A 22,504-nucleotide genomic window follows, 5' to 3' on the forward strand; every position below is an offset into this window, starting at 1 on the left:
ATTACAAAGCGTTAGCTAAAAAATTATTTGGTAAGCGCTTTGGTTTCATTGCTTTATTTACACACACCACATTAATGCTCGCTTGGCAAAGCATCTTATTATCCTGGTTTTTCATTTTTTGTTCAAATAAAAGGCTACAACTTCTTTGCTCGGCAATCACCGTGCTAATAGATAATACATCATCTAAACGAGCAGGGTAATCATAATGAAGCTTAATATCCCTGATAGCAAAGTGGTAATCACTGGTTATGAGTGCCGTTAACGGCAAACCAGCTTGCCTAAACATATCGGAACGCGCTCGCTCAAAAAAGCGAAGATAATTAGCATGGTAAACAACACCCATAGCATCTGTATCTTCTATATAAACGCGAAAGGTCGCATGACTACTATTAAGATTCATTCTTAAGTTCACACTGAGTTGGCTGCAGACCAAAATGCTCATAAGCAAGCTGCGAAGCAATTCGACCGCGAGCTGTGCGCATTAAAAATCCTTGTTGGATTAAGTAAGGTTCAATGACATCCTCAATTGTTCCTTTTTCTTCACCAATTGCAGCAGCAATACTTTCAACCCCTACAGGGCCCCCGGCAAATCGCTCCATAACGGCGAGCAGCAATTTTCTATCCATGATATCAAGCCCATGTTTATCCACATCTAGCATCTGTAAAGCAAGCTTAGCTATTTCCAAGGTTATTATGCCTTCACCACATACTTCTGCATAGTCACGGACACGCCTTAAAAGACGATTGGCAATACGAGGCGTGCCACGCGAGCGCATCGCAATTTCCCAAGCGCCGTCCTCTTCAGTAACAACTTTTAATAAGCGTGCTGAGCGTGACACAATATTTGTTAAGGCTTCAACTGAATAAAACTCCAAACGTTGTACAATGCCAAAACGATCGCGAAGTGGGGAGGTTAATGAGCCTGCGCGTGTAGTAGCCCCGATTAAAGTAAAAGGCGGCAATTCAAGCTTAATAGAACGTGCGGCAGGCCCCTCTCCTATCATAATATCTAATTTATAATCTTCCATCGCCGGATAAAGGACTTCTTCAATGACAGGGTTAAGGCGATGGATTTCATCAATAAAAAGCACATCATTTTCTTCAAGATTTGTTAAGAGAGCGGCGATATCACCTGCTCTTTCCAACACAGGCCCTGAGGTTTGTCTTAAATTAACCCCCAATTCATGAGCAATAATTCCTGCTAAGGTTGTTTTTCCAAGGCCTGGGGGGCCAAACACTAAAACATGATCAAGCGCATCACGGCGATTTTTAGCAGCATCAATAAAAATTCGCATTTGTTGGCGAACCGCATCTTGCCCAATATAATCTTCTAGACATAAAGGGCGAATGGCTCTATCAATAGCTTCTTCTGATGGCGTGGCATTTGCGCTTATTAAACGATCACTTTGGAGCATAATTTTTCAAAACTTAACGATTTATTTTGCAGCATTCTAACACATTTCTTTGGCGAGGTTGATGGTCTTTTTGCTTTTCTATTCGGCTTTTTAGAAGTAGTCAACAGACTCTGGGTCAAATGTGCTACAAAGAAGTAGGTGCTCGGCAAAATAGCAATGATCAACGTATAAAATCTTCATCGTATCTTTTCAATGAGCTGTAAAGAACGATAATCATCTAACGACAGTTGATCAAAAAAAATAACCATCACACGGTGTTTTGTTTCGTGGCTTAATTCCATAAGAAAAAATAGACCGCAATCCAAAATCAATCGATGTTTTTGATAGTTAAATTGGGCGCCATATTTATCAAATAAACGCCATTCATCTTGCACGAATATAAGTTGATTAAAATCTCGATAAGGGCAAGGATAAATGTAAATAGAAACAAGCTTAATAATTAAATACAATAAAAGGCTACTTTTAATAAGCCAAAAAAATTGACAATGAATGACTACATAAGCTGCAAAACAATACAGCACAACAGCCAATCGTCGGTAAGAATCAGAATTACCGAGGTTGATTATACATCTGGATAAGTTCAACAACTGCTAGTAAGTCCTTATTAGAAGGTTTGTCATTGCCCATCAGCCAGCAATAAAGTTCAGGGTCAGAAATTGTAAGTAGCTGTTCAAAGGCTGCAATTTGTGACTCATTTAATTTATCTAAAGCTTGTTTAATAAATTGATTAAGAATTAAATCAAGTTCTAGCATGCCTCGTCGACACTGCCATTTGATTCTGGCTTTTCTGGTTGTATCAATCATCGTATTTCAAGGATTAAAAATAATGATATATTACAGCAATTACCGCCAATTTTCACAGATGGCGATAATAAAAGTTTGACGCAAAAACCAATGGTGAACCTTCATAGCTTAAGGAAGGCTTTCGGCGTGATTATAATGAGCCTGTGCGTTTAGGCTTTGTTGATACTGATTTTTAAGTGATAATTGCTAGGTATAGTACACTACACCTTACATTTACCGCAATTAGGGTTAAGACAATGAAGCAACCATTTTATTTAATTAATAATCGGCAATACACGCTTTTAGCAGACTACAATACTGAGCTTTTTTTAGAAGACAATCAGAATTATCTCTTCGACTTATCTTATTTATCTATCATTCATGTAATAGGTGATAATGCTGCTACCTTTTTGCAAGGACAGCTTACCTGTGATATTCGCGACGTAACGACCAGCACTATGCGCCAAGGCGCTTTATGCAATCTTAAAGGACGAATACAAGCGCTGTTAGATATCGTTAATCCTCGCGGGTATCAATTAATTTTAGCGGCTGATTTAGTTGCAGATACTGTGGCAAGCTTAAGCAAAGTCGCTATGTTATCACGTGTTAAACTACAAGCGATTACCGATTATAAAGTCTATGGTTTTTATTTAACTAACGACTGCGGTTTACTACCTGCTGGCATTAAATTACCTCAAATTAAGTACGCCTTAAGTGTCAATGGAGAAAGTTATTGTTATAGCCTTGGAGAAAAACTCTTTATAATCGTAATTCCCTCAGCTCAGCATGCTGAATTAACTGAGCCTTTTATAAACATGAAAAAATTACGCGGCTCTTTAGCATGGCATCGCTTACAAATTGCTAGTAAACAAATACAGATTTACCCTGATACACGTGGTTTATTTCTACCTCATCGTCTTGATTTACATCGCAATGGCTATATAAGCTTTGATAAAGGCTGTTATAAAGGCCAAGAAATTATCGCGCGTACTCATTACCGTGCTAAATTAAAACATAGCCTGGAAGTTTTTAAAATTTCTACTAATGAATCGATAAGTGCAGGAAAAAAACTGATGAATTCATCAAGGCAAAGCGAAGTCGGTGAAATCGTTGATTATTGCCCCCTACCTAATAAAGATGAATTTTTAATTGCGGCCAGCGTGTTGCATGACTACCCACCGACGGTTTTTATTGAAGGGCAACAAGATGCTATAACATTAGAACGTGTTATCTAATTAAAGCATTAAAAATTATTCTTTTCTGCACGCAGGTATTGTTATATGGATAAACTAAAATGTAGCCTGGGTGCAGGTCCATAGGACCGGAACCCGGGTTTCACTTTGTTTCACCCAGGCTACTTTCTGGATTGCTTTACAGTGTAAAGGCTCGCAATGACAGCTGTTAGTTAAGAAGCAACCGTATCCTTTTCTGACATTTGTACTGTCGTTTGTGTTAGATCCAGTAATTCTCGAATAGCTACAAAGAACATTGTGTAATTAAGTGTTGTGGCTGAACGTAAATCAGTTAAGATATGACGCCATCTGCCAATTAGACTGGCATGCTGCTCAGACCACTCTCTAAAACTAGTCATGTAATCTTGTTTTTCATCACCTAACCTAATAATACCCGCCGTGAGCTGGCGTTGTTGCCAATCTAAGTCGTCTCGCAATGCCTCTCTTGATAATGATTCCCAATTGTTCTCTGCTGGATGCGCAATAACCTGGTTGCGAATCCATGCTAAATCTAAAAATTCACCAATACCAAAATAAACTTCAGCAACACTAGTCACACTAATATCCAGCTGTTGGGACACTTCAATAATATCCATGGCTGAAAATAAAGGGCGAGTTAGTGATAACTCATGCGCTAAACTAGGTGGAATACCTAACTCTAAATACTGGTTTAAATATTCTTCATATTGCGCCCGATTATTTTCACCAAATATAACAGGGATAGCACTTTTAAGCTCAATCACGCCAGGTGAATAAGTTTTAACTGCTTTGCCAATATTTAATCGCATACGCTGATTACGTAAAAACCAACGAGTAACCCGCCTTAATAAGCGAACATAAAGCATCACAAGTTCCATCTGTTTTTCGGCAACAACAATGGCTTCAATATTTTCAATTTGCTTCCATATGCTATCAATCTCAAGTACTCGACGCGCTATCATATAAGCTCGAACGATTGCTGAAATTGGCGCACCTGTTTCTTCCTGCATTCTAAATACAAATGCAAAACTCATCTCATTCAAAATAATATTACTTAACTTCGTAGAAATAATTTCTCTTTTCAATGGATGATCTTGCATCTCTTTGCTAAAACGCTCTTGCAGGGGCTTCGGAAAATAATTGACTAATAACCCTTTCAAATAAGAATCTTCTGGCACATTGGATGCTAAGATTTGCTCTTTTAGCAATGTTTTACTATAGCAAAGCAGTACTGAAATGGTTGGCCGTGTTAGGCCTTTACCCATTAATTTGCGCTCCATCAATAACTTTTCTGTAGGTATAAATTCAACTGATCGATCAATCTTACCCGTACGTTCTAGTTCATTAATGTAACGACTATGCAACTCAATGGTGCGCAAACCTTGAGCTGCTGTTAAGCTAATGGCTCGGGTTTGCATGAAATTATCAGCTAGAACTAAGGAAGCAACTTCACCAGTCATTTCACTTAGTAATTCATTACGTTGTTTAACGGTTAAGTCACCCGCAGCAACAATGCTATTGAGTAAAATTTTAATGTTGACTTCTTTATCAGAACAACTGACACCAGCAGAATTATCAATAAAATCGGTGTAAATAAGACCACCATTTAGAGCATATTCAACGCGAGCTAACTGAGTAAGACCTAAGTTACCTCCTTCGGCCACTACCTTACACCGCAATTGATTAGCATTAATACGTGTCGCGTCATTAGAGCGATCACCCACATCAGTATGGCTTTCACTTTGAGCTTTTACGAATGTGCCTATGCCTGCGCTCCATAATAAATCTACGTTAGCGCGTAAAATGACTTTAATTAGTTCATTCGGCTCAATCTCATTGACTTTAATATCAAATAACTGCTTCATTTCCTTACTAACTGGAATTGATTTTGCAGTCCGGTTAAATACACCACCACCTTTAGAAATTAATTTTTTCTGATAATCCATCCACGTAGAGCGTGGTAAATTAAACAAGCGCTCACGTTCGTTAAAACTAATTTCTGGATCAGGATCAGGGTCAATAAAAATATGAACATGGTTAAATGCACCAACTAATTTAATGCGCTTAGAAAGCAACATCCCATTACCAAAAACGTCGCCTGCCATATCGCCAATACCAACGACTGTAAAGTCAGTCTGGCTTATATCCATATTCATTTCGTAAAAATGACGTTTAACCGATTCCCAAGCGCCTCTCGCAGTAATACCCATCTTTTTATGGTCATAACCAACTGAGCCACCTGAGGCAAACGCATCACCCAACCAGAAATCATATTCCAAGGAAATTGCATTGGCGATATCAGAAAACGTTGCTGTTCCTTTATCAGCTGCAACAACTAAGTAAGGATCATCTTCATCAAAACAAACCACTTGTGGTGGCTTAACAATATTACCTTCTTTATAATTATCCGTGACATCAAGTAGGCTTCTTATAAATAATTGATAACAAGCAACTGCTTCTGCTTGTATTTCTTCCCTATTGCCTGTAGTAGGTAAACGTTTAGGAACAAATCCACCTTTAGCTCCGGAAGGGACAATCACGGCATTTTTAACCTGCTGCGCCTTCATCAAGCCTAGTATTTCAGTGCGAAAATCTTCGCGGCGATCTGACCAACGCAAGCCACCCCGAGCAACCTTACCACCTCGTAAATGCACCCCTTCAAATTTTGGTGAATAGACGAAAATTTCAAACATTGGGTAAGGCTTAGGTAAACGTGGAATTAACTTGCTATTTAGCTTAATGGCAATACATGATTTAGGTTTACCTTGATCGTCCACCTGATAAAAATTGGTTCTTACGGTCGCGGTTATAGCCTGAATGTATTGTCTAATTATTTTATCTTCGTCTAAGTTTGAAACATCATCAAGGGCTTTGAGTATTTGATTTAACTGATCAGTGAATTGAATATCACGTGTAGTAGATTCTTGTGGATTAAACCGAATTTCAAATAGCTGAACTAATTTTCTAGCAATAGTCGCGTTATTATTAAGCGACGTTTCTATATACTCTTGGCTAAATGTAAAGCCAATTTGCTTGAAATATTTGGCGTAGGTACGAAGAACAGCAACTTGGCGCCAATTTAATCCTGCTCCTAAAACAAGTTGATTAAACCCGTCATTCTCAGCCTCACCTGCCCATACTCGCGCAAACGCATTTTGAAAAAGGTCTTTTATTTCATCGATATCAAATGACATTTGCTTGGTGTATTGTAATGCAAAGTCATTAATCCAAGTAATCTTACCGTCTTCAAATTTTAAAACATAGGGTCTTTCACTGATAGCACGCATGCCTAAGTGCTCTACAATAGGCAAAACATCTGATAAGGGAATAGTTACATCATGCTGATAAATTTTTAAACGAAAACTATCCGCCATTTCATCCATAGGTCGATAGAAGTTCATAACTAGTGGATTTTCGGGTGACAATGCCTCAACATGTTTAATATCATAAACTGCCGTGCGTGCAGTAAAATTATCACGGTAATTACTAGGAAAAGCATTCTTATAACGAGCATAAATCCGATTAGCTGCTTCTTCGCCAAACGCTTCTGCGAGAAAATGCAAAAGCTCATCAGGCCAGGAGCGACCTATTTCGACTAACTTACGTTCAATTTCTTTGAAATCCCACTGGGTATTATCATCTGGGTTAGTTCTAATTAAAAATTCAATACGAGCTAATATAGATTCAGTAAAAGTAGTAGAAAAAGTAATGTCTATTGCATGGAAACTTTCCTCTAATATCTTTTGCATTGCTTGGCGCAATTCAGAAGTAAACAGATCTTTAGGCACATAAACCAAACAAGATACAAAACGACGATAGGGATCTGTGCGCGCAAATAATCTGATTCGGCGTCGCTCTTGCATGTAATAAATGCCCATCGCGATTTCTAATAATTCATCTTCAGAAGCCTGAATAAGCTCATCTCTGGGTAAGGTTTCTATAATATTAAGCAGTATCTTGCCAACATGACTACGTGGATCTAAGTTAGAATTCTTCATAACTTGTGCCACTTTATGACGCAAGAATGGAATGTGCTTAGGATTGGTATTATAAGCTGCAGAAGTATAGAGCCCAATAATACGACGCTCACCAATGACTTGCCCTTCTTTATTAAAACGCTTAACACCAATATAATCGGTGTAGGTACGTCTGTGTACGGTTGCCTCAGTGTTCGTTTTAAACATGACTAAAATACGGGGCGATAACGTCAACTCACGAGCCTCAGGCGTCATCGAAGAGATGCTGCGTGCATTTGATTTACTCATATTGGGCCGAAGTACACCTAGACCTGTTTCAGGCAAAGGTTGTAAAACCATTTCCTCGCCTTTTTGTACTAACTCATAGTCACGGACGCCTAAAAAAGTGAAATGATGATCTTCAATCCAATGTAAAAACGCTTTCGTTTCTTCTGCTTCAGCTGGATCAAGTACACCTTTTAACTTATCAATTTCCTCAACTGCCTCGCACACTTTTTTACGCATCAAGGGCCAATCTTCAACTACCGCACGATTATCGTCTAATACACGTTCTATATTGCGATGTAATTCTTCAAGGATAGCCGGGTTAGTTTGGCGGTCAATTTCCATCAAGATAGAGGCTTCTACTAAAACGCCTGCTTTCTTTTCACTACCGTGGGGTAAAACAGCAATAATGTTGTTATTCTTATCTCTTTTAACACATAAACCGCCTACATGAATCACTAAATGGGAAATAAGCCCTAATCGTGTAATGACCATGCGCAGGGAGTCAACCAGGAAAGGAATATCTTCGGTAATTACTTCAACTACTGTATGTGTAGTCTGCCAGCCATGTCGTTCGAATTCAGGATTATAAATACGAACTTTTGTTTCATGTGGAGCCCGATGCTGCATACAAGCCCAAAAATTAATGGTAGCACCATATAAATCATCGATATCCCACTCTTGAAGATCATCTAAAGCCACTGTACCTAAAAATTGCTTGGCAAAAGCAGCACATAATTCTGCTTGCTCAGGGCTCATCTTTTGCTTTATTTTGGTTATCACGGCTTCAATAATTAAATCTTTGCCTTCTTCAAATTTGTAAGACATTCATTCACCTCATTAGGCATGAAAATAAATTGTGCGAATTATATACCGTTACTGCAGAGAGAGCACTGGTTAATATTAACTTTTAACAACTATTTCTCTTATTTTTAACTACTTTTAGTAAGCAGCATTTAATTTTTTAATAAATTTAAACTAAAATCATGCAGCTTAAGCAACACCTCACTCAATACACACATAAGTACCTAACTTAACCCATTCAGCAAATTCAACAATGTCAGCATTATACATACGTATGCAACCATGTGACTTAGGGTTATTCATCTTCGTACTGTCTGGTGTACCATGAATGTAAATATAGCGTTGCAAACTATCAACCCTGCCCTCTTTATTACGTCCTTTTTCTAAGCCATCTAATTGAATAATCCGTGTCAAAATCCAGTCTCGGTTCGGATAGAGAACGGCTAGTTGCGGCGAATAAACTTCGCCGGTCCATCGTCTACCTACAAATACACTATTTAATTGGGCTTCCATTCCAATATGGGAGTGAATGCGATGCCAACCTCTAGGCGTGCATTGACTACCCTCTAACTCGCCTAACCCATTTTTTGCTGTCGAAACAGGATAGGTTTTACAAAGCGTATCATTATCATAACAATACAACTGCTGTTTTTTTGCTGAAATAAAAACAAATTGATTAGTCATTTAAGTCTCAACATCCAATTAATTATTGTCAGAATAAAACAAATAAAAAGCAATAGGTCTTCTATACTGCCAGGCTTACATACCCATTATTTCACTGAGACTGTCTTAACATTGACAAATTCAAGAATACCTTCTTTTGATAATTCTCGTCCATAGCCAGAAAATTTTACACCACCAAAAGGTACTCTAGGATCAGAGGCGACAAAGGTATTTACAAAACAAACCCCTGTATTAATGTCTTGCTTAGCGATAGCTTCACCGCGCTCTAGATCACGCGTAAAAACAGCTGCTGCTAGACCATAACGGCTGTTATTGGCTAGCGAAATTGCTTCTTCTTGGTCTTTACTGCTAATGATGGCGATAACAGGGCCAAATAACTCCTCATCAAACGCAGGCATGCCAGGCTTGACATGAGTTAATACGGTAGGTGGATAATAATAACCTTCACCTGGTGGGATTTTACCTCCTTGTACTAAAACTGCTCCTTTTTTAATACTTTCAGTCACTTGTTTATGTAGCGTATCACGCAAATCTTTACGCGCCATAGGCCCAAGCATTGTGGCTGGATTGGTGGGATCACCCATTGAGTAGTCAGTCATTAAAGATAGAATTTTAGCAACCAATTCATCATGAATGGACTCATCCACAATAATACGTTTGGCAGCGATACAGACCTGCCCACAATTATTTAAACGAGAAGCTAGAATATTACTAGCTGCTAATTCAATATCTGCATCAGCAAGGATAAGGTAAGGATCATTGCCACCAAGTTCAAGCACTGATTTTTTTAAATTCGCTGCAGCAAGACTCGCCACTAAGCGCCCGGTCTTCTCGCTACCTGTAAAACTCAATGCTGCAATTTTAGGATGAGCAATTGCTTTAGCAGTCATCTCATTGTCTAAGATAACATGTTGAAATAAATGAGCGGGAAAACCTGCCTCCTGAATTAAACTCGCAATCGTTTCTCCAGCCTCAATAGAATTAGGGGCATGCTTTAAAATAGCCGCATTACCAGCCATGATCGTTGGTATTGCAAAGCGAAAAACCTGCCAAAAAGGAAAATTCCAAGGCATAACAGCCAAAATAACACCCATTGGATGGTATGAGACAAAGGTTTTAGACATCTCGGTTTGCACAAAACGTGGCTTTAAGAAATCTTCAGCTTGCTCAGCATAATATTGACAAACCCAAGCACACTTTTCTATTTCCGCCTGACTTTGCTTGATAGGTTTACCTATCTCCTGGGTAATGATAGCGCTTAATGTTGCTTTCTGTGCTTGTAATAAGTTTACTAAATTGCTCATTAGTAAACGACGCTCGGTAAAAGGCACTTGGCGCCATTTAGTAAACGCTAAATAACCCTGCTCAACTGCCTGGTTCAGGGCCCCTTCATCTAAGGTTTTATAATTTTTAATCACAGCACCTGTTGCTGGGTTAATCGTTTCAATAGTCATATTCTATCCTTACAAATTATTTATTAAGTGTAGACTAAGGGATAATTGAATCAAATACCTATCCATACAACCATAAGTAACGGGATTTTTTGCTATCATTTTTCTGCCGCCATTAAACCATTCATAATTAAGCCTGATAATCATTATCAATTATTAAAATAATTCAGGTTTAAGCGGCCACAATCCTAAAAATCAAGTTGTAAGGAATTAAACCTAGCCCGCGAATGGATGAATAATTTTTAAACAGGGTTAAGAAATTTAGGAAAGATAAGCTAAATTAGTGGCCTAAAATACAGCTTAAGTCAGTCTTCCTTCGGCAAATTCTTGCGTATTCGATTTAATTGTTGTTACTATCTTGCAAGTTGCTTTATTTCACGATGAACTAAGCTATTATTTCAAATAATAAATTTAATTTATGCACTTTGAATTTAAGATAATCAATTTGCTTAAATATAAATTTTTACTTGAAAACATGTTTAAAATAACAAATTTATGTCTAAATTTAGAACCATTTGATAAGGGCTTCGGATAGAAAATGACGAATAGAACGCTAGGCTACCATCCCGCTCACTACCTGGTTGCCTGGGCTGTGCACGCTTTTACTGCAAGTGCTGCCTGCGCCGGCCTTTTTACCCTTGCCAAAATTTATCAACATGAATACATACATGCCCTGTGGTTTATGGCTATTGCGGTGGTCATCGATGCAGTTGATGGTACCTTAGCGAGAGTTGTGGGTGTTAAAAAAGTTTTACCTAATATCGATGGTGCGTTACTCGATAACATAGTTGATTATTTAAACTACGTCATTACGCCCTGCTTTTTTCTCTTCGTCAAACCGGATATGCTACCCCCTGATTTAACCATTATCATAATTATTGCAGTTATTATCACGTCGTCTTATCAATTTTGCCAAGCCGATGCTAAAACGCCTGATCATTTTTTTAAAGGATTTCCTTGTTACTGGAATATTGCCGTTTTTTACATGTTTATTTTCAATACTTCCATGAACACGAACGCGATGATTTTATCTATTCTTTGTATCTTAATCTTTGTTCCTATCAAATATGTTTACCCCTCAAGATTGGATTACCTGACAGAGTCAAAATTACTCAAATTATTAATGCATAGTTTTTCGTTATTATATGGTATATGTTCTGCGATTGTTTTATGGACTTACCCAACTATCAATAGGCTTTGCTTGGTGCTATCACTAGGCTATATTATTATGTATTTAGCTTTAAGTATTTATCGAACCTTTTCGCCTATGTTGCTTTCTAAAATTGCTTCTTACAAAGAATAACTTAACTAAGCTTGCTATCTTTATTGGATTAAGAAAAATGTAGGCCTTTAAAATAGTCATTGAAAATCCTTACAATCACATTAAAATAGCGGCATTATTTAATAATATAAAAGGGTCTCATGTTTAAGAAATCATCTTTGTTTCCTCTATTTCTATTAGCAAATACCCTAGCTTACGCGGGCTTTCCTCGGGGGTGTGAGGTTACAGGTTTTGGTTATAATGGTACTAACCTTGTAGTCAATGATAAAGGCGGGCAGACGTTTTATTTACTACAAAATCGCAGTAATCGTCCCATTGAATTAAGGCGCATAGAAACCCAAGAAGTCTTTATGAGCCCTTCTCTGACCGCGAAAATTGAGCCAACAAACTGGGCTGCTTTTGCATCAGATGTAGAAAATTTACATTTTCAATGCTTTTATATGGAGGAAAGTAATAATACCTTGGTTGACTGCCGTGAAGTTTTAGACATTTGCCAATACCCACGTGTAAAATTTGCCCTGAGCAACATGGGAAATTATTGGGTTTCTGTGAATAAATCACAGCGAAATGTTATCAATGACGCAACAGCCAAGGGTATTTATTTACGCTGGTAATAATAAAAAAATAAAACAGACTTATGTCTATATAATTAAGCAGCATGTTTAGCAGAAAAAACTATTTTTTATCAGGGGAAGTATAAAACGCACAGGATTGCAATGCTAAAAAAGAATGTTGTTTTTCTGATAATTGGAATAACTGGCTCATTAATTTCGTTAATTGGGTTAACGCAGGCCCATGCAGCATTTTTTTATGTCATAGGCTCAACATTATTATTGTGTACAGCAAGTCACTTTAAGTTGCTTTATTTTATTGCTCTTGAGCTTATTTTAGTCGCTGGGCATGGCGCTAAATTACTAGGTATTGGTTCTATCCTACAGGTCGCAATACCTATATTACTTTGTGTTCAATTAGCAGTTTTCTATCTTTTAAGTGGGTGGCTTAATAATATTTATTTAATGATAGGGATTGCAGGCATTGCTACCCTATCAATAGGATTGTCCTATGAGGATCAATGGATATTTTTTATAGGCAGTACAGCCATAGCTATTTTCGCATATTATTATGCTTATAAAAAACCTGTAGCACTTATTTGGGCTGTTATGAATACTATTTTTGCCATAACAGCCATTGTAAAAATAATTATTTATCGCTAGTTTAGGAAAACCAGATGGCTAAAACACCTTCTAAAATGATACCGCTTGGTAGTCAAGCCCCGCTATTTTGCTTACTTGATGTGGTAAGCGGCCAACCTATTCGTTTAAACAAATCTCCTTCTGTTAAAGGTACGGTTATTATGTTTATTTGCAATCATTGCCCGTATGTTAAGCATATCCAAAAAGGAATTGTTCAATTAGCGAATGATTATGCTACACGTGGCATACAGTTTATTGCCATCAATTCAAATGATATAGAAAATTACCCTGACGATTCTCCCGAAAACATGAAATTAACGGCTATTAGGGAATCCTATCCCTTTCCTTACCTTTTTGATGAAAATCAAGACATTGCCAAGGCTTATCAAGCAACCTGTACGCCCGATTTTTTTGTTTATGACACTAATTTAAATTTAATTTATCGTGGTCAATTTGATGACTCACGTCCTGGAAATCAAATCCCTATTACCGGTGATTCTATACGCAGCGCTCTTGATTGCCTTTTAGAGGGCAAACCTGTTTTTGAAGCGCAAAAACCAAGTTTAGGATGTAATATAAAATGGAAAATGTAGCATTCAATTATAAGTTATCTTTTTATATTCCAGAGAGTCATTTAGACACCGTTAAAGAGGCCTTATTTGCAATAGGCGCTGGCAAACAAGGTGACTATGATAAAGCTTGCTGGCAATGTTTAGGTCAAGGTCAGTTTCGTCCTTTAAGTAATGCTAATCCGGCGATTGGTGAAGTTTGTCAGCTTAATTATGTACCAGAGTATAAAGTAGAAATTCTTTGTAGCTCAAAAATTATAAAAAAAGCCGTGCAAGCTTTACGAGATAGTCATCCTTATGAAGAGCCAGCTTACGAGGTAGTTCGTATAGAAAATTTTTAAGCGATTGCTGCGATTAAGACAGCTTTGACTTAAAAATTTTATCAAACATTGGCGATCACACATCTATAGATTTTGAGCTTGCTTACCTTATGTCTGTAATCAATCTGCTAGCTCTAGATACCGCGGTCATTCGATGATTCATTAATGTAGTCTAGGTGCAGCCATAGGACCAAAACCTGGGTTGCACTTCGTTTTTCGCCCAGGCTACTTACTGTTAGGCTTGCTTACCTTCTTGTAAACGCTTCACCACCATCTATGGATCCCGCGGTCAAGCCGCGGCAATTCGTCTATTTCTTTAACTTTTTTACTTCACCGAAATACCGTGGCTTGACCACGGTATCTATCTCACATGCCACGTTCTTGGATATGGCAGTCAAGACAAAATATTCCGTGATTTGCTGAAATGATAAGCAAGCAAAAGAAACACGTTACCACAACCTAAACGTTTCTAGACTCAATAACCGCTTGCTCGATTGCTACCTTATTTTTCAGGAACAATTTGCACTTGAACTTGCGCTGTAATATCACTATGCACTTGAATTTCAACGACATAGTCACCGGCAGAATGAATTGGACCTTCAGGCAAGGAAATTTCACGCTTGCTTACTTCAATGTCTTTAGCAAGTAATGCTTCTCTAATTTCATTAGCTCCGATAGAGCCATAAAGCTTTCCTTCATCACTAGCTAATGCAGAAATAACTAGCGACGTATCATTTAATTTAGCAGCACGTTGCTCAGCTCGCGCTTGATCTTGTTGCGCTTTCTTTTCTAATTCTGCACGACGATTTTCAAAATATTCAATATTTTTTTCTGTTGCAGAAACTGCTTTACTTTGTGGGATGAGGTAGTTACGGCCATAACCTGCCTTCACTTCAACTCGATCACCTAAATTTCCTAAATTTCTTACTTTCTCTAATAAAATAACTTCCATCATTAACCCCTTAATTCTTGAATTTCTGATTTGCAGCTAAACGTAGCCTTAAATCAAATAAACTATCTAATGAACCAAAAAATACGTACACTGGCAGCATGATATAAGGTACGATTATAAGTGGTACAACAATTAAAAAAATAATTACTAAATCCTTTTTTCTAGCCATCATATTAAAAAGCAAACTAATCCCAGCACTCATTAAATAAACTACTAGCAACGGTAAGCAGCTAATTGCTATAGGATTATTTTGATAGACTCCAAAAGCAGCGATGACTAATAATAGCACACCAGCACGGCTTGCCCGAAACGCAAGCATTTCCTTCCTAAAGCCTCCTGGATAAAATAACGCAGACTGAATACCTCGTGCTAACATAAGCGAGCTTAACGCGGAAAAGACTATGCTTAAGACTCTAATGCCTAACAAAGAATTCAAAATTAAGGTAGGATTTGCACGTTGTTGACTCTCCAATAATTGCGCCATCACATAGTTTGAATCTATTTCTTTTAATGAATTAAGTAATAACGTATATTGCTCATAGGCATAATTCGGTAAAAGCATATGAATTAAACCAATACTTAATAAAGCAGCAATTAAAATACCAAAAATCACTATTCGCCAATTTGCGGTTATTCTTAATGCTATAGCAGCACTAAATCCCACAATAAACGTTATAAAATCGATAGAAAAAACATGTGATGCAGGTGCTGTAAATTGATAAGCAACATAGGCAACAACCAGCCCGCACGCAAATACCTTTAAGCCGCTTACGCTACCATGACGTAAGGTAACTAAAGCAACTACGGCTAAAGATAACCACATGGTAATAGGCGTCAACGCCAATACAGCAGCTACTAAAAATGCATAGAGTTCATTTGCTAGCAAATATTGGCCTTGTTTACGCAAAAAGGTATTCATAACGCTCTTTTATCGGTGACTATCACAGTAAGGTAGTAAGCCTAAGAAACGAGCACGCTTAATAGCTTGTGCCAACTGGCGCTGAAAGCGCGTTGGAACGCCCGTAATTCTGCTAGGAACAATCTTACCAGTTTCAGTAATATAATTTTTTAATAAATTAATATCTTTGTAATCAATTTCACTTGCGCCTTCGGCATTGAAACGTACATTTTTTTTACGACGAAAATATGCTGACATCTTAATTCTCCTTAGGCTGCTCTCGTGTCTTTCTCTTTATCTTTATCTTTTTTCATTAATGGAGATTCATCAGTAATGGCATGCTTTTTAGCCATAATCAACTTACGAATAATGGCATCATTAAATTTAAATACATTATTTAATTCATCTAGAGCAGCTTGATTACATTCTATATTCATAAGAATATAATGTGCTTTATGAACATCTTTAATAGCATAAGCCAACTGACGGCGACCTAAATCTTCCCGACGGTGAATAGTACCACCATCTGTGGTTATGATGTTTTCATAACGCTCAATCATGCCAGGCACTTGCTCACTTCGGTCTGGGTGAACAAGAAGTACAATTTCATAATGTCTCATGAATTCTCCTTATGGATTAAAGCCTTCTTTAAAAGGGAAATAAAGTAAGGCAAGGGATTAAACCGCGCAATTCTAACTTATTTTGGGGCCTGGAGCAAATATACGTCAGAAAATTACTGCCTAAATCTTAATTAAGTTTAGCAAATTATTTATCTTAATAGGCCTGAATACATCAATACTTGTTAAATAAAGTCATCACAATAATCTTTTAATTCACTATAAAATCCTTATCTCTTTATTTAACCACTACTTTTTCCTTACCAGGTCTTTTCCATAAGCTTGCCTTATCTACATGAGTAAGTTTTACCGACATTTTGTACAAACAAGTAGATCATTAATATTTTATTAAGGTTCATGGTTTAAAATCATGCCCAATTTGATTACTACATGGTTAAATATGGCTAGCGGTAAGCACCGAAAGGAAATAAATGCACGCAAGCATTTTGTTAAATCGACTTTACAAAAGCGTTTCAAAGAATTTTTATCTCTTAAAAACAATATCAAATCTGCAATTTCCCTATTAGAGTCAGATATAATTTACACAGATAATATAAAGATTACTCTTTCTGATTGTTTATCTCCTGTTATGCCCTATAAAAATTCTATCCCAAAGGGCTACTTAAAAACACTTAAAGATTTAAAAGCTAAGCTCAAAGAGCAAGATGAAAACGAACAAACTAGCCAGACTAGGAAACCTTTAGCAGCCAATTTAATTGATTTAACTGATACCCAGAGCTTAATGCCTGCTCCTCAGTCCCCTATTGCTTTACATAAAGTACCTTTATTTGAAAATACCGAACTTATCGATTGGCCTAAGGATGGTCGAACTAATCAATTGAACCGCTTAGTCGTTGCCATAAGCAGAATCATAAAGCAAACTAATCAACTTTATGATGTTACCGAGCTCTTCAAGCAACTTGACCAGATTTGGTCAATAGCCCGTTTGCCCATTCCTTCTACTATTAATTTGGATTCGTTTCTTTCTTTCTATAGGCCACTACTGCAAGAAGCAATTGAAAAATTTGCCAAGATTGAAGGAATTAGCCTTATGCCTTTTGAATCGGCAGCAAAAATTAGCGCAGAGCAACGTAATTTTAAAGCGTTTGAAACATTTATAAGACAACAACTAACTCCTAGCAGCAGTTTGGCTGCAAGCGCTCCTCCCATAAAATCTAGCAAAAAAAGCCCTATACCAATACAAAGTCACCCTAGTGGTGATCTTGAACGTATTACAGATTCATTTGATATGCTCTGCAAAGCGCAGCAAGCTAATCGGAATAAGCAAGGGTTTACAAAAAAAGCAATCCACACTTATGTGCTTAGAGCAAATCATTCATCACAAATCTCTATACCTCCTATTTTTGTGAGAAGATTATTTATAGGTTGTGGTTATGCTGGCATGACTTTGATGAGTACTGACCCTTCAGTACCGAAACTAGCTGACACCGCTTTTAAACAATTAGAAGATTATTTTAAGAACCCTGAAAAAACACAACAACTCTTCTTAGAAACGCTTCTTATTTCTGATAAAAAAACTGGGTATTGGACGGAAGCTGAACATAGAGCAGAGCAAGAGCATCCTTTGTTGGAGATAGCGGGCAATGCTAATGCCAGCGATTTTATTCCAAAATCACAAAGTATTAATCGCTTCAAAAGAACAAATACACGTCATTTGTTTTATAGTAATACAGTTAATATGGCTTTAAAATCTACGCCACCTCCTTTATTTGGTGCAAGAGTACAAAAACTAGAAGCGCGCATAAAACACCTTGCAGATTGGGATACCGCTGATTCTTCCTATAACTTTCGGGTAAAAGTGGCAATTGAGACTGAGACAGGCATCATTCTTACTTATATTTATGCTAAAACTATGGACTTTGCTCTAGGTATGGGTGTAGGACAAAATACATCATTTGAAAATGCTCTACAGTATGAAAAATTAAGAGAGCTTAGCCAACATCAAGGACAGCAAATTGAGTCTTTAGCTTTAGAAAATCAAGGCAAACAATTATTTGCAAGGCACTCAATTTATCAGCCGAAAAAAGGTTACACGCCAATTATTCATGGTAATGAATTTGATTTAAGCAATCGAGAAAGGCAATCCATAGCTTGTGTAAAAACAAGACGAGTCGTTATTATAGGAGGCGCTGGCGGGGCTGCGACTGCTTATCGGATTTCATTGCTAGGCACAGATAAATCCGGTTATAGATTACAAAATGAAAAAGGTGAGTTTCTGCAAAATGGCCCAAATATATCACTAAATCCTAATGTCAAAATTTTTTCACGTGGTATTGTTAGCTACAGAAATTTAGCCAAACAAGCGACAGAATCTTTTGAATATGCAAAATCAAAAGGCACACTGTATGAAGGTTATTTATTAATCGGTATTAAGGTAGAATCAGACGATATTATCTTACGCTTTCATAAACGAACTGGGGCTAAAGAAATTGACAAGCAAACGGCCACGGAAATTAAAATTAATGAAAAACACTTTAAAACTGAAGTAGTAGAAGACAATAATAGGTATTATCTTTTAAATCTCCATGAAGAAAGATGTGATCAATTAATTTCTGGAATGGGGCAAGATGCTAGTTAAATCCGTGCCTTAATTCTTGATGAAATCGAAGAAAACCAGTTAAAAATTATGCGGGGTTATGATGGTCATGTTGTTGGCTTAACAACCCATTGTCAGAGTATACATCTTCATGGCGCGATGGCTGGTAATATAACCAATAAATTTACTGAAGATTTAGCTGCAAGTTTGCGTCAAAGTGATTTGCCTCGCAATGGTAATGATCAAAACATTATGCCCTGCGTTGTTTCAAAGTTATTTTCTTTCTTTTCAGCACGCCTCGATCAACCTCAACGTGTGGCTTTTAATGTAAACACCTGCTTACTCAGGCGAGGTGATTTAAGAGATGGGCCCACAGAATTTGAGCAATTTTTAGACCGGGCAGGACTTAATAAGGAAGAGAGGGAAACTTTTATTGAATTTTTATTAGATGAACGTGCCACGGATGAGACTGGCGCAGGTGTTTCCTTTGACAACTTAGAGCAGTATATTAAGCAATCAGGACTTTCTGACAAAATAGCAATTGTCTCTTCCTGTAGCATAATTGCTATGAATAATTTAACGTCATTAGGCCTTTTACATAATCCCTAGTTTCTGCTTTAGTGCAAGGCATCAATGCTTCGAAAAGCAGCGCAGAAATATTTATAATGCCGCAATAAAGCAAAGATGGCAGCTAGGAAAAGGGCTATTTAATCAAATTAGGAATTCTAAATGACTAGTACTTTACCGACATCACTAGATTTGACTAAATCTATAAAATTTGCACAATTAAGTGCAGCTGTACGAAGTGGGAATGTTACACGCGTGTTAGCTTATTTGTCTAACAAAAATTGCCAAACCAGAGATCCCTTAGCTGATCAGGGTTATCCTGATGAAGATGGCTATAATACTACCGTGGTTAATAGCTTACTTTATGAAGCAGTTCCACACTTTGAGGTTTTAAAAATCCTGCTTGAGGATGGACGTTTTGATCCTAATGATAATAATAAAGATGCATTTTATCGCTGCTTACTTGCTGGAAACATCCAAGGTTTAAAACTTTTTTATGATCAGCCAAATTTTACTTTCCCAGATGATACGTTAACTAAAGTAGCTGAATTAGGCGGTAGACAAGTTATAAAATTCTTACTTCATTTAGATGAATTATCTGACTATTCGTTATTTTCGCAAGACGATAAAGTCAATGCGTTAGACAAGGCCCGTGAAAGTCATGATCAATTGATTACAACCATGTTACAAGAAAATATTGATATAGCTTACAGACCTGCGTTCGGGCTCTAAAGAATTAACTTTTTCGCCTTTAAAAATATCAAAGCGTTTGCAATCAGCGATTTTAATTGTTTACTGTTTGTCCTAAAACAACTATTTATTAGCTAATAAGTGTTATCCGTGACAGCCTGGAAAGAAGCTTCTTTTCTTTAACAATTAACAATATATTGCTTTTGCCATGCCTATGGGCTATAACAACCTAAAAAAAAGAGAGTTTATATGGATATCCTTACTGTTAATTTTGAAGAAGCCTTAAAAATCACCATTGATGGTAAATCTGTCCTATTGATGGCATTTAAAACGTTAGAGCATGGAAACATTAAATTTGGCGTTGAAGCACCTCGAGCGATAAAAGTGCATAGAGAAGAAATTTACCAAGCTATCCAATCACAAGAAAAACAAAATGAAGCTACTTAGCTTTGATACCCTTGAACGCCCTGCCCGCACCTGTTCAATCATAGCAGGATTAATAGCATGTTTGCTTGCTAGCATAGCTTTTTACATTAATTCACATTACTACCATTATCTTGGCAATAATTATTTCCCCCCGTTTGCACTATGGGCGGGGTTCTGTCTGATACTTATTTTGCTTGGCTTAAGATTACAATTTAGCCATAATGATTATTTTATTGAAATCGCTCGGGCTTTTGCTGGCATTTATCTTACAATGGCAGTCATTGCTATTGCAACCAATGCCACGCAATACACACCCTTTGCTCCTATTGATAAATACATTGTTAATCTAGAAGCTAGATTCTATATTGATTTACCCGCGCTTATGGCTTGGACAGTTAAACATCCTTTTCTTAAGCGGGCCCTTGCCATGGCTTATGATAGCTTAGCTTGGCAAATGGGCTTTTTACCTTTATTAATAGCTCTTTTAGGTCAATTTTCTAAAGTATGGCAGTACTACTGTTTACTACTGATATCGGTAATTATCGGCTTTACCTTCTACTACTTTTTCCCAACAACTGCACCCGCAAGTATTTTAAAAAGCCCTTTTTTTATACCCGAACAATACATGACTGGTATAAAATTTCATCAAATTCACAGCCACCAACGACCTACTTCTGTAGACGGTGGTATGATTGCTTTGCCTTCTTTTCATATCATTTGGGCGTGGTTATGTCTTTACTTAGTGCGTGGTTTTAAACCCTTATTTTTTTTACTACTACCAATTAATATACTTTTAGCTTTATCGAGTGTTCTTTTAGGATGGCATTACCCTCTTGACTTAGTAGGTAGTGCTATTGTCTTACTAATCACGCATTTTATTTATAATTTTTTGCAAGAAAAAAAATTTTCTAACTTATTTTGACAGGGATACCCGATGGATAACTGATTGCTGTTTGAATAAGTTTATCATTTTTATGGCGTAAATTTTTCTGTTTCATCAGTAAGTTTGCTGCTAAGGTATGTAAATCTCTACCATGATGTTCAGCTAATAAGGGATGTGCTTCAAGAAAAAAATCTCCCTGAGCGTAACCTAACTTAATGGGTTCATTAACTACTCTTACCACAGTGCCAATAGGAACATAGTCAAATAAATATTCAATGTCTTCTGGCATCATACGTATGCAACCCGCACTTACTCGCGATCCCACCACATCACGACGATTTGTACCATGAATAAGATAGGTAGACCAACCTAATCGTAATGCATAGCGACCTAAGGGATTGCCCTCACCCGGTGGAAACTCATCTGGAATTGGCGTGCCGTGGCGGGCAGCTTCTGCTCTTACATTGGCTGTAGGCCGCCATTTCGGATCGCGCTCTTTAGAAACAACTTTTGTGATACCTATGGGCGTTGTCCAACCTTTACGGCCAATACCCACTGGCATGGTAATCACCACGTTATCGTGAGGCACGTAATAATAAAGCCTAAATTCAGCTAAGTTGATAACTAAACCCTGGCGTGGGCCTGATGGTAAAATATATTGCGAAGGAATGACTACTTTCGTTTGTGGGTATAAAGGGCGCAATGGATCAAGCTTAGGGTTAGCTTGTACCATTTCATCATAGCCAATATCATAGCGTATTCCCACATCACTTAATGTTTCCCCTGCTTGTACTGTCGCATATTGAATAGTTCCAATTAGGTCACTGTGTTCTGAAATAACCCAAGTTGCAGCGTGGCAAGTGAACATCATCATGAATAAAAAAAGGCAACTAACCTGTTTTAAACCTCGCAACAGGTTAGCCTTTATCAATAGATAGGTTTTTTTATAGCTAACAGTCAT

The 22,504-nt window shown here is 37.4% G+C and carries 23 protein-coding genes; 11 read left to right on the forward strand and 12 right to left on the reverse strand.

All coding sequences use genetic code 11. The annotated features are described in order from the left end of the window. Position 1: 1 nt before the first annotated feature. The 4 genes from ybgC to DYE47_RS08415 form a co-directional block, all read right to left on the reverse strand. On the reverse strand, positions 2–400 hold the full coding sequence (gene ybgC, locus DYE47_RS08400) for a tol-pal system-associated acyl-CoA thioesterase (RefSeq protein ID WP_115302848.1): 399 nt from the start codon (positions 398–400) through the stop codon (positions 2–4). Further along, entirely contained in the window at positions 390–1,415 is a 1,026-nt protein-coding gene (gene ruvB, locus DYE47_RS08405) for a Holliday junction branch migration DNA helicase RuvB (protein WP_115302849.1), read from the reverse strand. Before ruvB ends, ybgC begins: the two co-directional genes overlap by 11 nt. Positions 1,416–1,591: 176 nt before the next feature. Then, positions 1,592–1,936 (reverse strand): hypothetical protein, encoded by a 345-nt coding sequence (locus DYE47_RS08410; protein WP_115302850.1) that lies wholly within the window; start codon positions 1,934–1,936, stop codon positions 1,592–1,594. A gap of 28 nt (positions 1,937–1,964) precedes the next feature. Further along, entirely contained in the window at positions 1,965–2,219 is a 255-nt protein-coding gene (locus tag DYE47_RS08415; RefSeq protein ID WP_242604220.1) for an FAD assembly factor SdhE, read from the reverse strand. 236 nt (positions 2,220–2,455) lie between these two features. On the opposite strand from DYE47_RS08415, the gene ygfZ reads away from it, so the two are divergent. After that, a complete protein-coding gene (gene ygfZ / locus DYE47_RS08420; protein ID WP_115302851.1) occupies positions 2,456–3,433 on the forward strand; it encodes a CAF17-like 4Fe-4S cluster assembly/insertion protein YgfZ in 978 nt (325 codons plus the stop codon). Between the two features lie 170 nt (positions 3,434–3,603). Here ygfZ and DYE47_RS08425 read toward each other — a convergent pair whose 3' ends face one another. From DYE47_RS08425 to DYE47_RS08435, 3 genes are all read right to left on the reverse strand, one after another. Further along, positions 3,604–8,478 carry an NAD-glutamate dehydrogenase gene (locus DYE47_RS08425; RefSeq protein WP_115302852.1) on the reverse strand — a complete coding sequence of 1,625 codons (4,875 nt, stop codon included), beginning with the start codon at positions 8,476–8,478 and terminating at the stop codon, positions 3,604–3,606. A gap of 177 nt (positions 8,479–8,655) precedes the next feature. After that, the gene (locus DYE47_RS08430; protein WP_115302853.1) at positions 8,656–9,138 is read right to left on the reverse strand and encodes a L,D-transpeptidase; all 483 of its coding nucleotides are present in this window, start codon (positions 9,136–9,138) and stop codon (positions 8,656–8,658) included. A gap of 86 nt (positions 9,139–9,224) precedes the next feature. Continuing rightward, a complete protein-coding gene (locus tag DYE47_RS08435) occupies positions 9,225–10,592 on the reverse strand; it encodes an NAD-dependent succinate-semialdehyde dehydrogenase (protein ID WP_115302854.1) in 1,368 nt (455 codons plus the stop codon). Between the two features lie 535 nt (positions 10,593–11,127). Between DYE47_RS08435 and pcsA the strand changes: the two genes are divergently transcribed. The 5 genes from pcsA (at position 11,128) to DYE47_RS08460 (ending at position 13,974) form a co-directional block, all read left to right on the forward strand. Further along, on the forward strand, positions 11,128–11,892 hold the full coding sequence (gene pcsA, locus DYE47_RS08440) for a phosphatidylcholine synthase (RefSeq protein ID WP_115302855.1): 765 nt from the start codon (positions 11,128–11,130) through the stop codon (positions 11,890–11,892). A 119-nt stretch (positions 11,893–12,011) separates the two neighbouring features. Next, positions 12,012–12,485 (forward strand): enhanced entry protein EnhB, encoded by a 474-nt coding sequence (locus DYE47_RS08445; RefSeq protein WP_115302856.1) that lies wholly within the window; start codon positions 12,012–12,014, stop codon positions 12,483–12,485. Between the two features lie 102 nt (positions 12,486–12,587). Next, entirely contained in the window at positions 12,588–13,085 is a 498-nt protein-coding gene (locus DYE47_RS08450) for a hypothetical protein (protein WP_242604219.1), read from the forward strand. A 14-nt stretch (positions 13,086–13,099) separates the two neighbouring features. After that, entirely contained in the window at positions 13,100–13,657 is a 558-nt protein-coding gene (locus tag DYE47_RS08455; protein ID WP_115302857.1) for a thioredoxin family protein, read from the forward strand. Further along, positions 13,645–13,974 (forward strand): YqfO family protein, encoded by a 330-nt coding sequence (locus DYE47_RS08460; RefSeq protein WP_115302858.1) that lies wholly within the window; start codon positions 13,645–13,647, stop codon positions 13,972–13,974. The genes DYE47_RS08455 and DYE47_RS08460 overlap by 13 nt, the downstream gene beginning before the upstream one ends. A gap of 481 nt (positions 13,975–14,455) precedes the next feature. Here DYE47_RS08460 and rplI read toward each other — a convergent pair whose 3' ends face one another. The 4 genes from rplI to rpsF are packed head-to-tail and all read right to left on the reverse strand — an operon-like array spanning position 14,456 to position 16,423. Next, complete coding sequence (gene rplI, locus DYE47_RS08465; RefSeq protein WP_115302859.1) at positions 14,456–14,905, reverse strand: 50S ribosomal protein L9; 450 nt, start codon at positions 14,903–14,905, stop codon at positions 14,456–14,458. Positions 14,906–14,915: 10 nt separating this feature from the next. Continuing rightward, the gene (locus tag DYE47_RS08470; RefSeq protein ID WP_115302860.1) at positions 14,916–15,824 is read right to left on the reverse strand and encodes a hypothetical protein; all 909 of its coding nucleotides are present in this window, start codon (positions 15,822–15,824) and stop codon (positions 14,916–14,918) included. Positions 15,825–15,833: 9 nt separating this feature from the next. Further along, positions 15,834–16,061 (reverse strand): 30S ribosomal protein S18, encoded by a 228-nt coding sequence (rpsR, locus tag DYE47_RS08475; protein WP_115302861.1) that lies wholly within the window; start codon positions 16,059–16,061, stop codon positions 15,834–15,836. Between the two features lie 11 nt (positions 16,062–16,072). Next, a complete protein-coding gene (gene rpsF / locus DYE47_RS08480) occupies positions 16,073–16,423 on the reverse strand; it encodes a 30S ribosomal protein S6 (RefSeq protein ID WP_115302862.1) in 351 nt (116 codons plus the stop codon). A gap of 367 nt (positions 16,424–16,790) precedes the next feature. Here rpsF and DYE47_RS08485 point away from each other — a divergent pair, with 367 nt between their 5' ends. From DYE47_RS08485 to DYE47_RS08505, 5 genes are all read left to right on the forward strand, one after another. After that, a complete protein-coding gene (locus DYE47_RS08485) occupies positions 16,791–19,019 on the forward strand; it encodes a hypothetical protein (protein ID WP_115302863.1) in 2,229 nt (742 codons plus the stop codon). Positions 19,020–19,067: 48 nt separating this feature from the next. Beyond that, positions 19,068–19,586 carry a hypothetical protein gene (locus DYE47_RS08490; RefSeq protein ID WP_115302864.1) on the forward strand — a complete coding sequence of 173 codons (519 nt, stop codon included), beginning with the start codon at positions 19,068–19,070 and terminating at the stop codon, positions 19,584–19,586. A gap of 120 nt (positions 19,587–19,706) precedes the next feature. Further along, positions 19,707–20,276, forward strand: a complete 570-nt coding sequence (locus DYE47_RS08495) for a hypothetical protein (RefSeq protein WP_115302865.1) — start codon at positions 19,707–19,709, stop codon at positions 20,274–20,276. 207 nt (positions 20,277–20,483) lie between these two features. Next, positions 20,484–20,681 (forward strand): carbon storage regulator, encoded by a 198-nt coding sequence (locus DYE47_RS08500; protein WP_115302866.1) that lies wholly within the window; start codon positions 20,484–20,486, stop codon positions 20,679–20,681. Further along, positions 20,668–21,582: a phosphatase PAP2 family protein gene (locus DYE47_RS08505; protein WP_115302867.1), complete on the forward strand. Its 915-nt coding sequence runs from the start codon at positions 20,668–20,670 to the stop codon at positions 21,580–21,582. Before DYE47_RS08500 ends, DYE47_RS08505 begins: the two co-directional genes overlap by 14 nt. Here DYE47_RS08505 and DYE47_RS08510 read toward each other — a convergent pair. Continuing rightward, entirely contained in the window at positions 21,569–22,417 is an 849-nt protein-coding gene (locus DYE47_RS08510; protein WP_242604218.1) for a L,D-transpeptidase family protein, read from the reverse strand. The genes DYE47_RS08505 and DYE47_RS08510 overlap by 14 nt on opposite strands. Between the last annotated feature and the right edge of the window lie 87 nt (positions 22,418–22,504).

The organism is Legionella beliardensis, from assembly GCF_900452395.1.
In the GTDB taxonomy this organism is placed as follows: Bacteria; Pseudomonadota; Gammaproteobacteria; order Legionellales; family Legionellaceae; genus Legionella_C; species Legionella_C beliardensis.

Bases quoted from the DNA above. Each gene is read 5' to 3' on its own strand.
- DYE47_RS08505 (WP_115302867.1), top strand. From the start codon at position 20,668: ATGAAGCTACTTAGCTTTGATACCCTTGAACGCCCTGCCCGCACCTGT.
- DYE47_RS08495 (WP_115302865.1), top strand. From the start codon at position 19,707: ATGACTAGTACTTTACCGACATCACTAGATTTGACTAAATCTATAAAA.
- rplI (WP_115302859.1), bottom strand. From the start codon at position 14,905: ATGGAAGTTATTTTATTAGAGAAAGTAAGAAATTTAGGAAATTTAGGT.
- ygfZ (WP_115302851.1), top strand. From the start codon at position 2,456: ATGAAGCAACCATTTTATTTAATTAATAATCGGCAATACACGCTTTTA.
- DYE47_RS08415 (WP_242604220.1), bottom strand. From the start codon at position 2,219: ATGATTGATACAACCAGAAAAGCCAGAATCAAATGGCAGTGTCGACGA.
- DYE47_RS08500 (WP_115302866.1), top strand. From the start codon at position 20,484: ATGGATATCCTTACTGTTAATTTTGAAGAAGCCTTAAAAATCACCATT.
- rpsR (WP_115302861.1), bottom strand. From the start codon at position 16,061: ATGTCAGCATATTTTCGTCGTAAAAAAAATGTACGTTTCAATGCCGAA.
- DYE47_RS08445 (WP_115302856.1), top strand. From the start codon at position 12,012: ATGTTTAAGAAATCATCTTTGTTTCCTCTATTTCTATTAGCAAATACC.
- pcsA (WP_115302855.1), top strand. From the start codon at position 11,128: ATGACGAATAGAACGCTAGGCTACCATCCCGCTCACTACCTGGTTGCC.
- DYE47_RS08510 (WP_242604218.1), bottom strand. From the start codon at position 22,417: ATGATGATGTTCACTTGCCACGCTGCAACTTGGGTTATTTCAGAACAC.
- DYE47_RS08425 (WP_115302852.1), bottom strand. From the start codon at position 8,478: ATGTCTTACAAATTTGAAGAAGGCAAAGATTTAATTATTGAAGCCGTG.
- DYE47_RS08460 (WP_115302858.1), top strand. From the start codon at position 13,645: ATGGAAAATGTAGCATTCAATTATAAGTTATCTTTTTATATTCCAGAG.
- DYE47_RS08470 (WP_115302860.1), bottom strand. From the start codon at position 15,824: ATGAATACCTTTTTGCGTAAACAAGGCCAATATTTGCTAGCAAATGAA.
- DYE47_RS08485 (WP_115302863.1), top strand. From the start codon at position 16,791: ATGCCCAATTTGATTACTACATGGTTAAATATGGCTAGCGGTAAGCAC.
- DYE47_RS08455 (WP_115302857.1), top strand. From the start codon at position 13,100: ATGGCTAAAACACCTTCTAAAATGATACCGCTTGGTAGTCAAGCCCCG.
- ybgC (WP_115302848.1), bottom strand. From the start codon at position 400: ATGAATCTTAATAGTAGTCATGCGACCTTTCGCGTTTATATAGAAGAT.
- DYE47_RS08450 (WP_242604219.1), top strand. From the start codon at position 12,588: ATGCTAAAAAAGAATGTTGTTTTTCTGATAATTGGAATAACTGGCTCA.
- rpsF (WP_115302862.1), bottom strand. From the start codon at position 16,423: ATGAGACATTATGAAATTGTACTTCTTGTTCACCCAGACCGAAGTGAG.
- ruvB (WP_115302849.1), bottom strand. From the start codon at position 1,415: ATGCTCCAAAGTGATCGTTTAATAAGCGCAAATGCCACGCCATCAGAA.
- DYE47_RS08490 (WP_115302864.1), top strand. From the start codon at position 19,068: ATGCGGGGTTATGATGGTCATGTTGTTGGCTTAACAACCCATTGTCAG.
- DYE47_RS08435 (WP_115302854.1), bottom strand. From the start codon at position 10,592: ATGACTATTGAAACGATTAACCCAGCAACAGGTGCTGTGATTAAAAAT.
- DYE47_RS08430 (WP_115302853.1), bottom strand. From the start codon at position 9,138: ATGACTAATCAATTTGTTTTTATTTCAGCAAAAAAACAGCAGTTGTAT.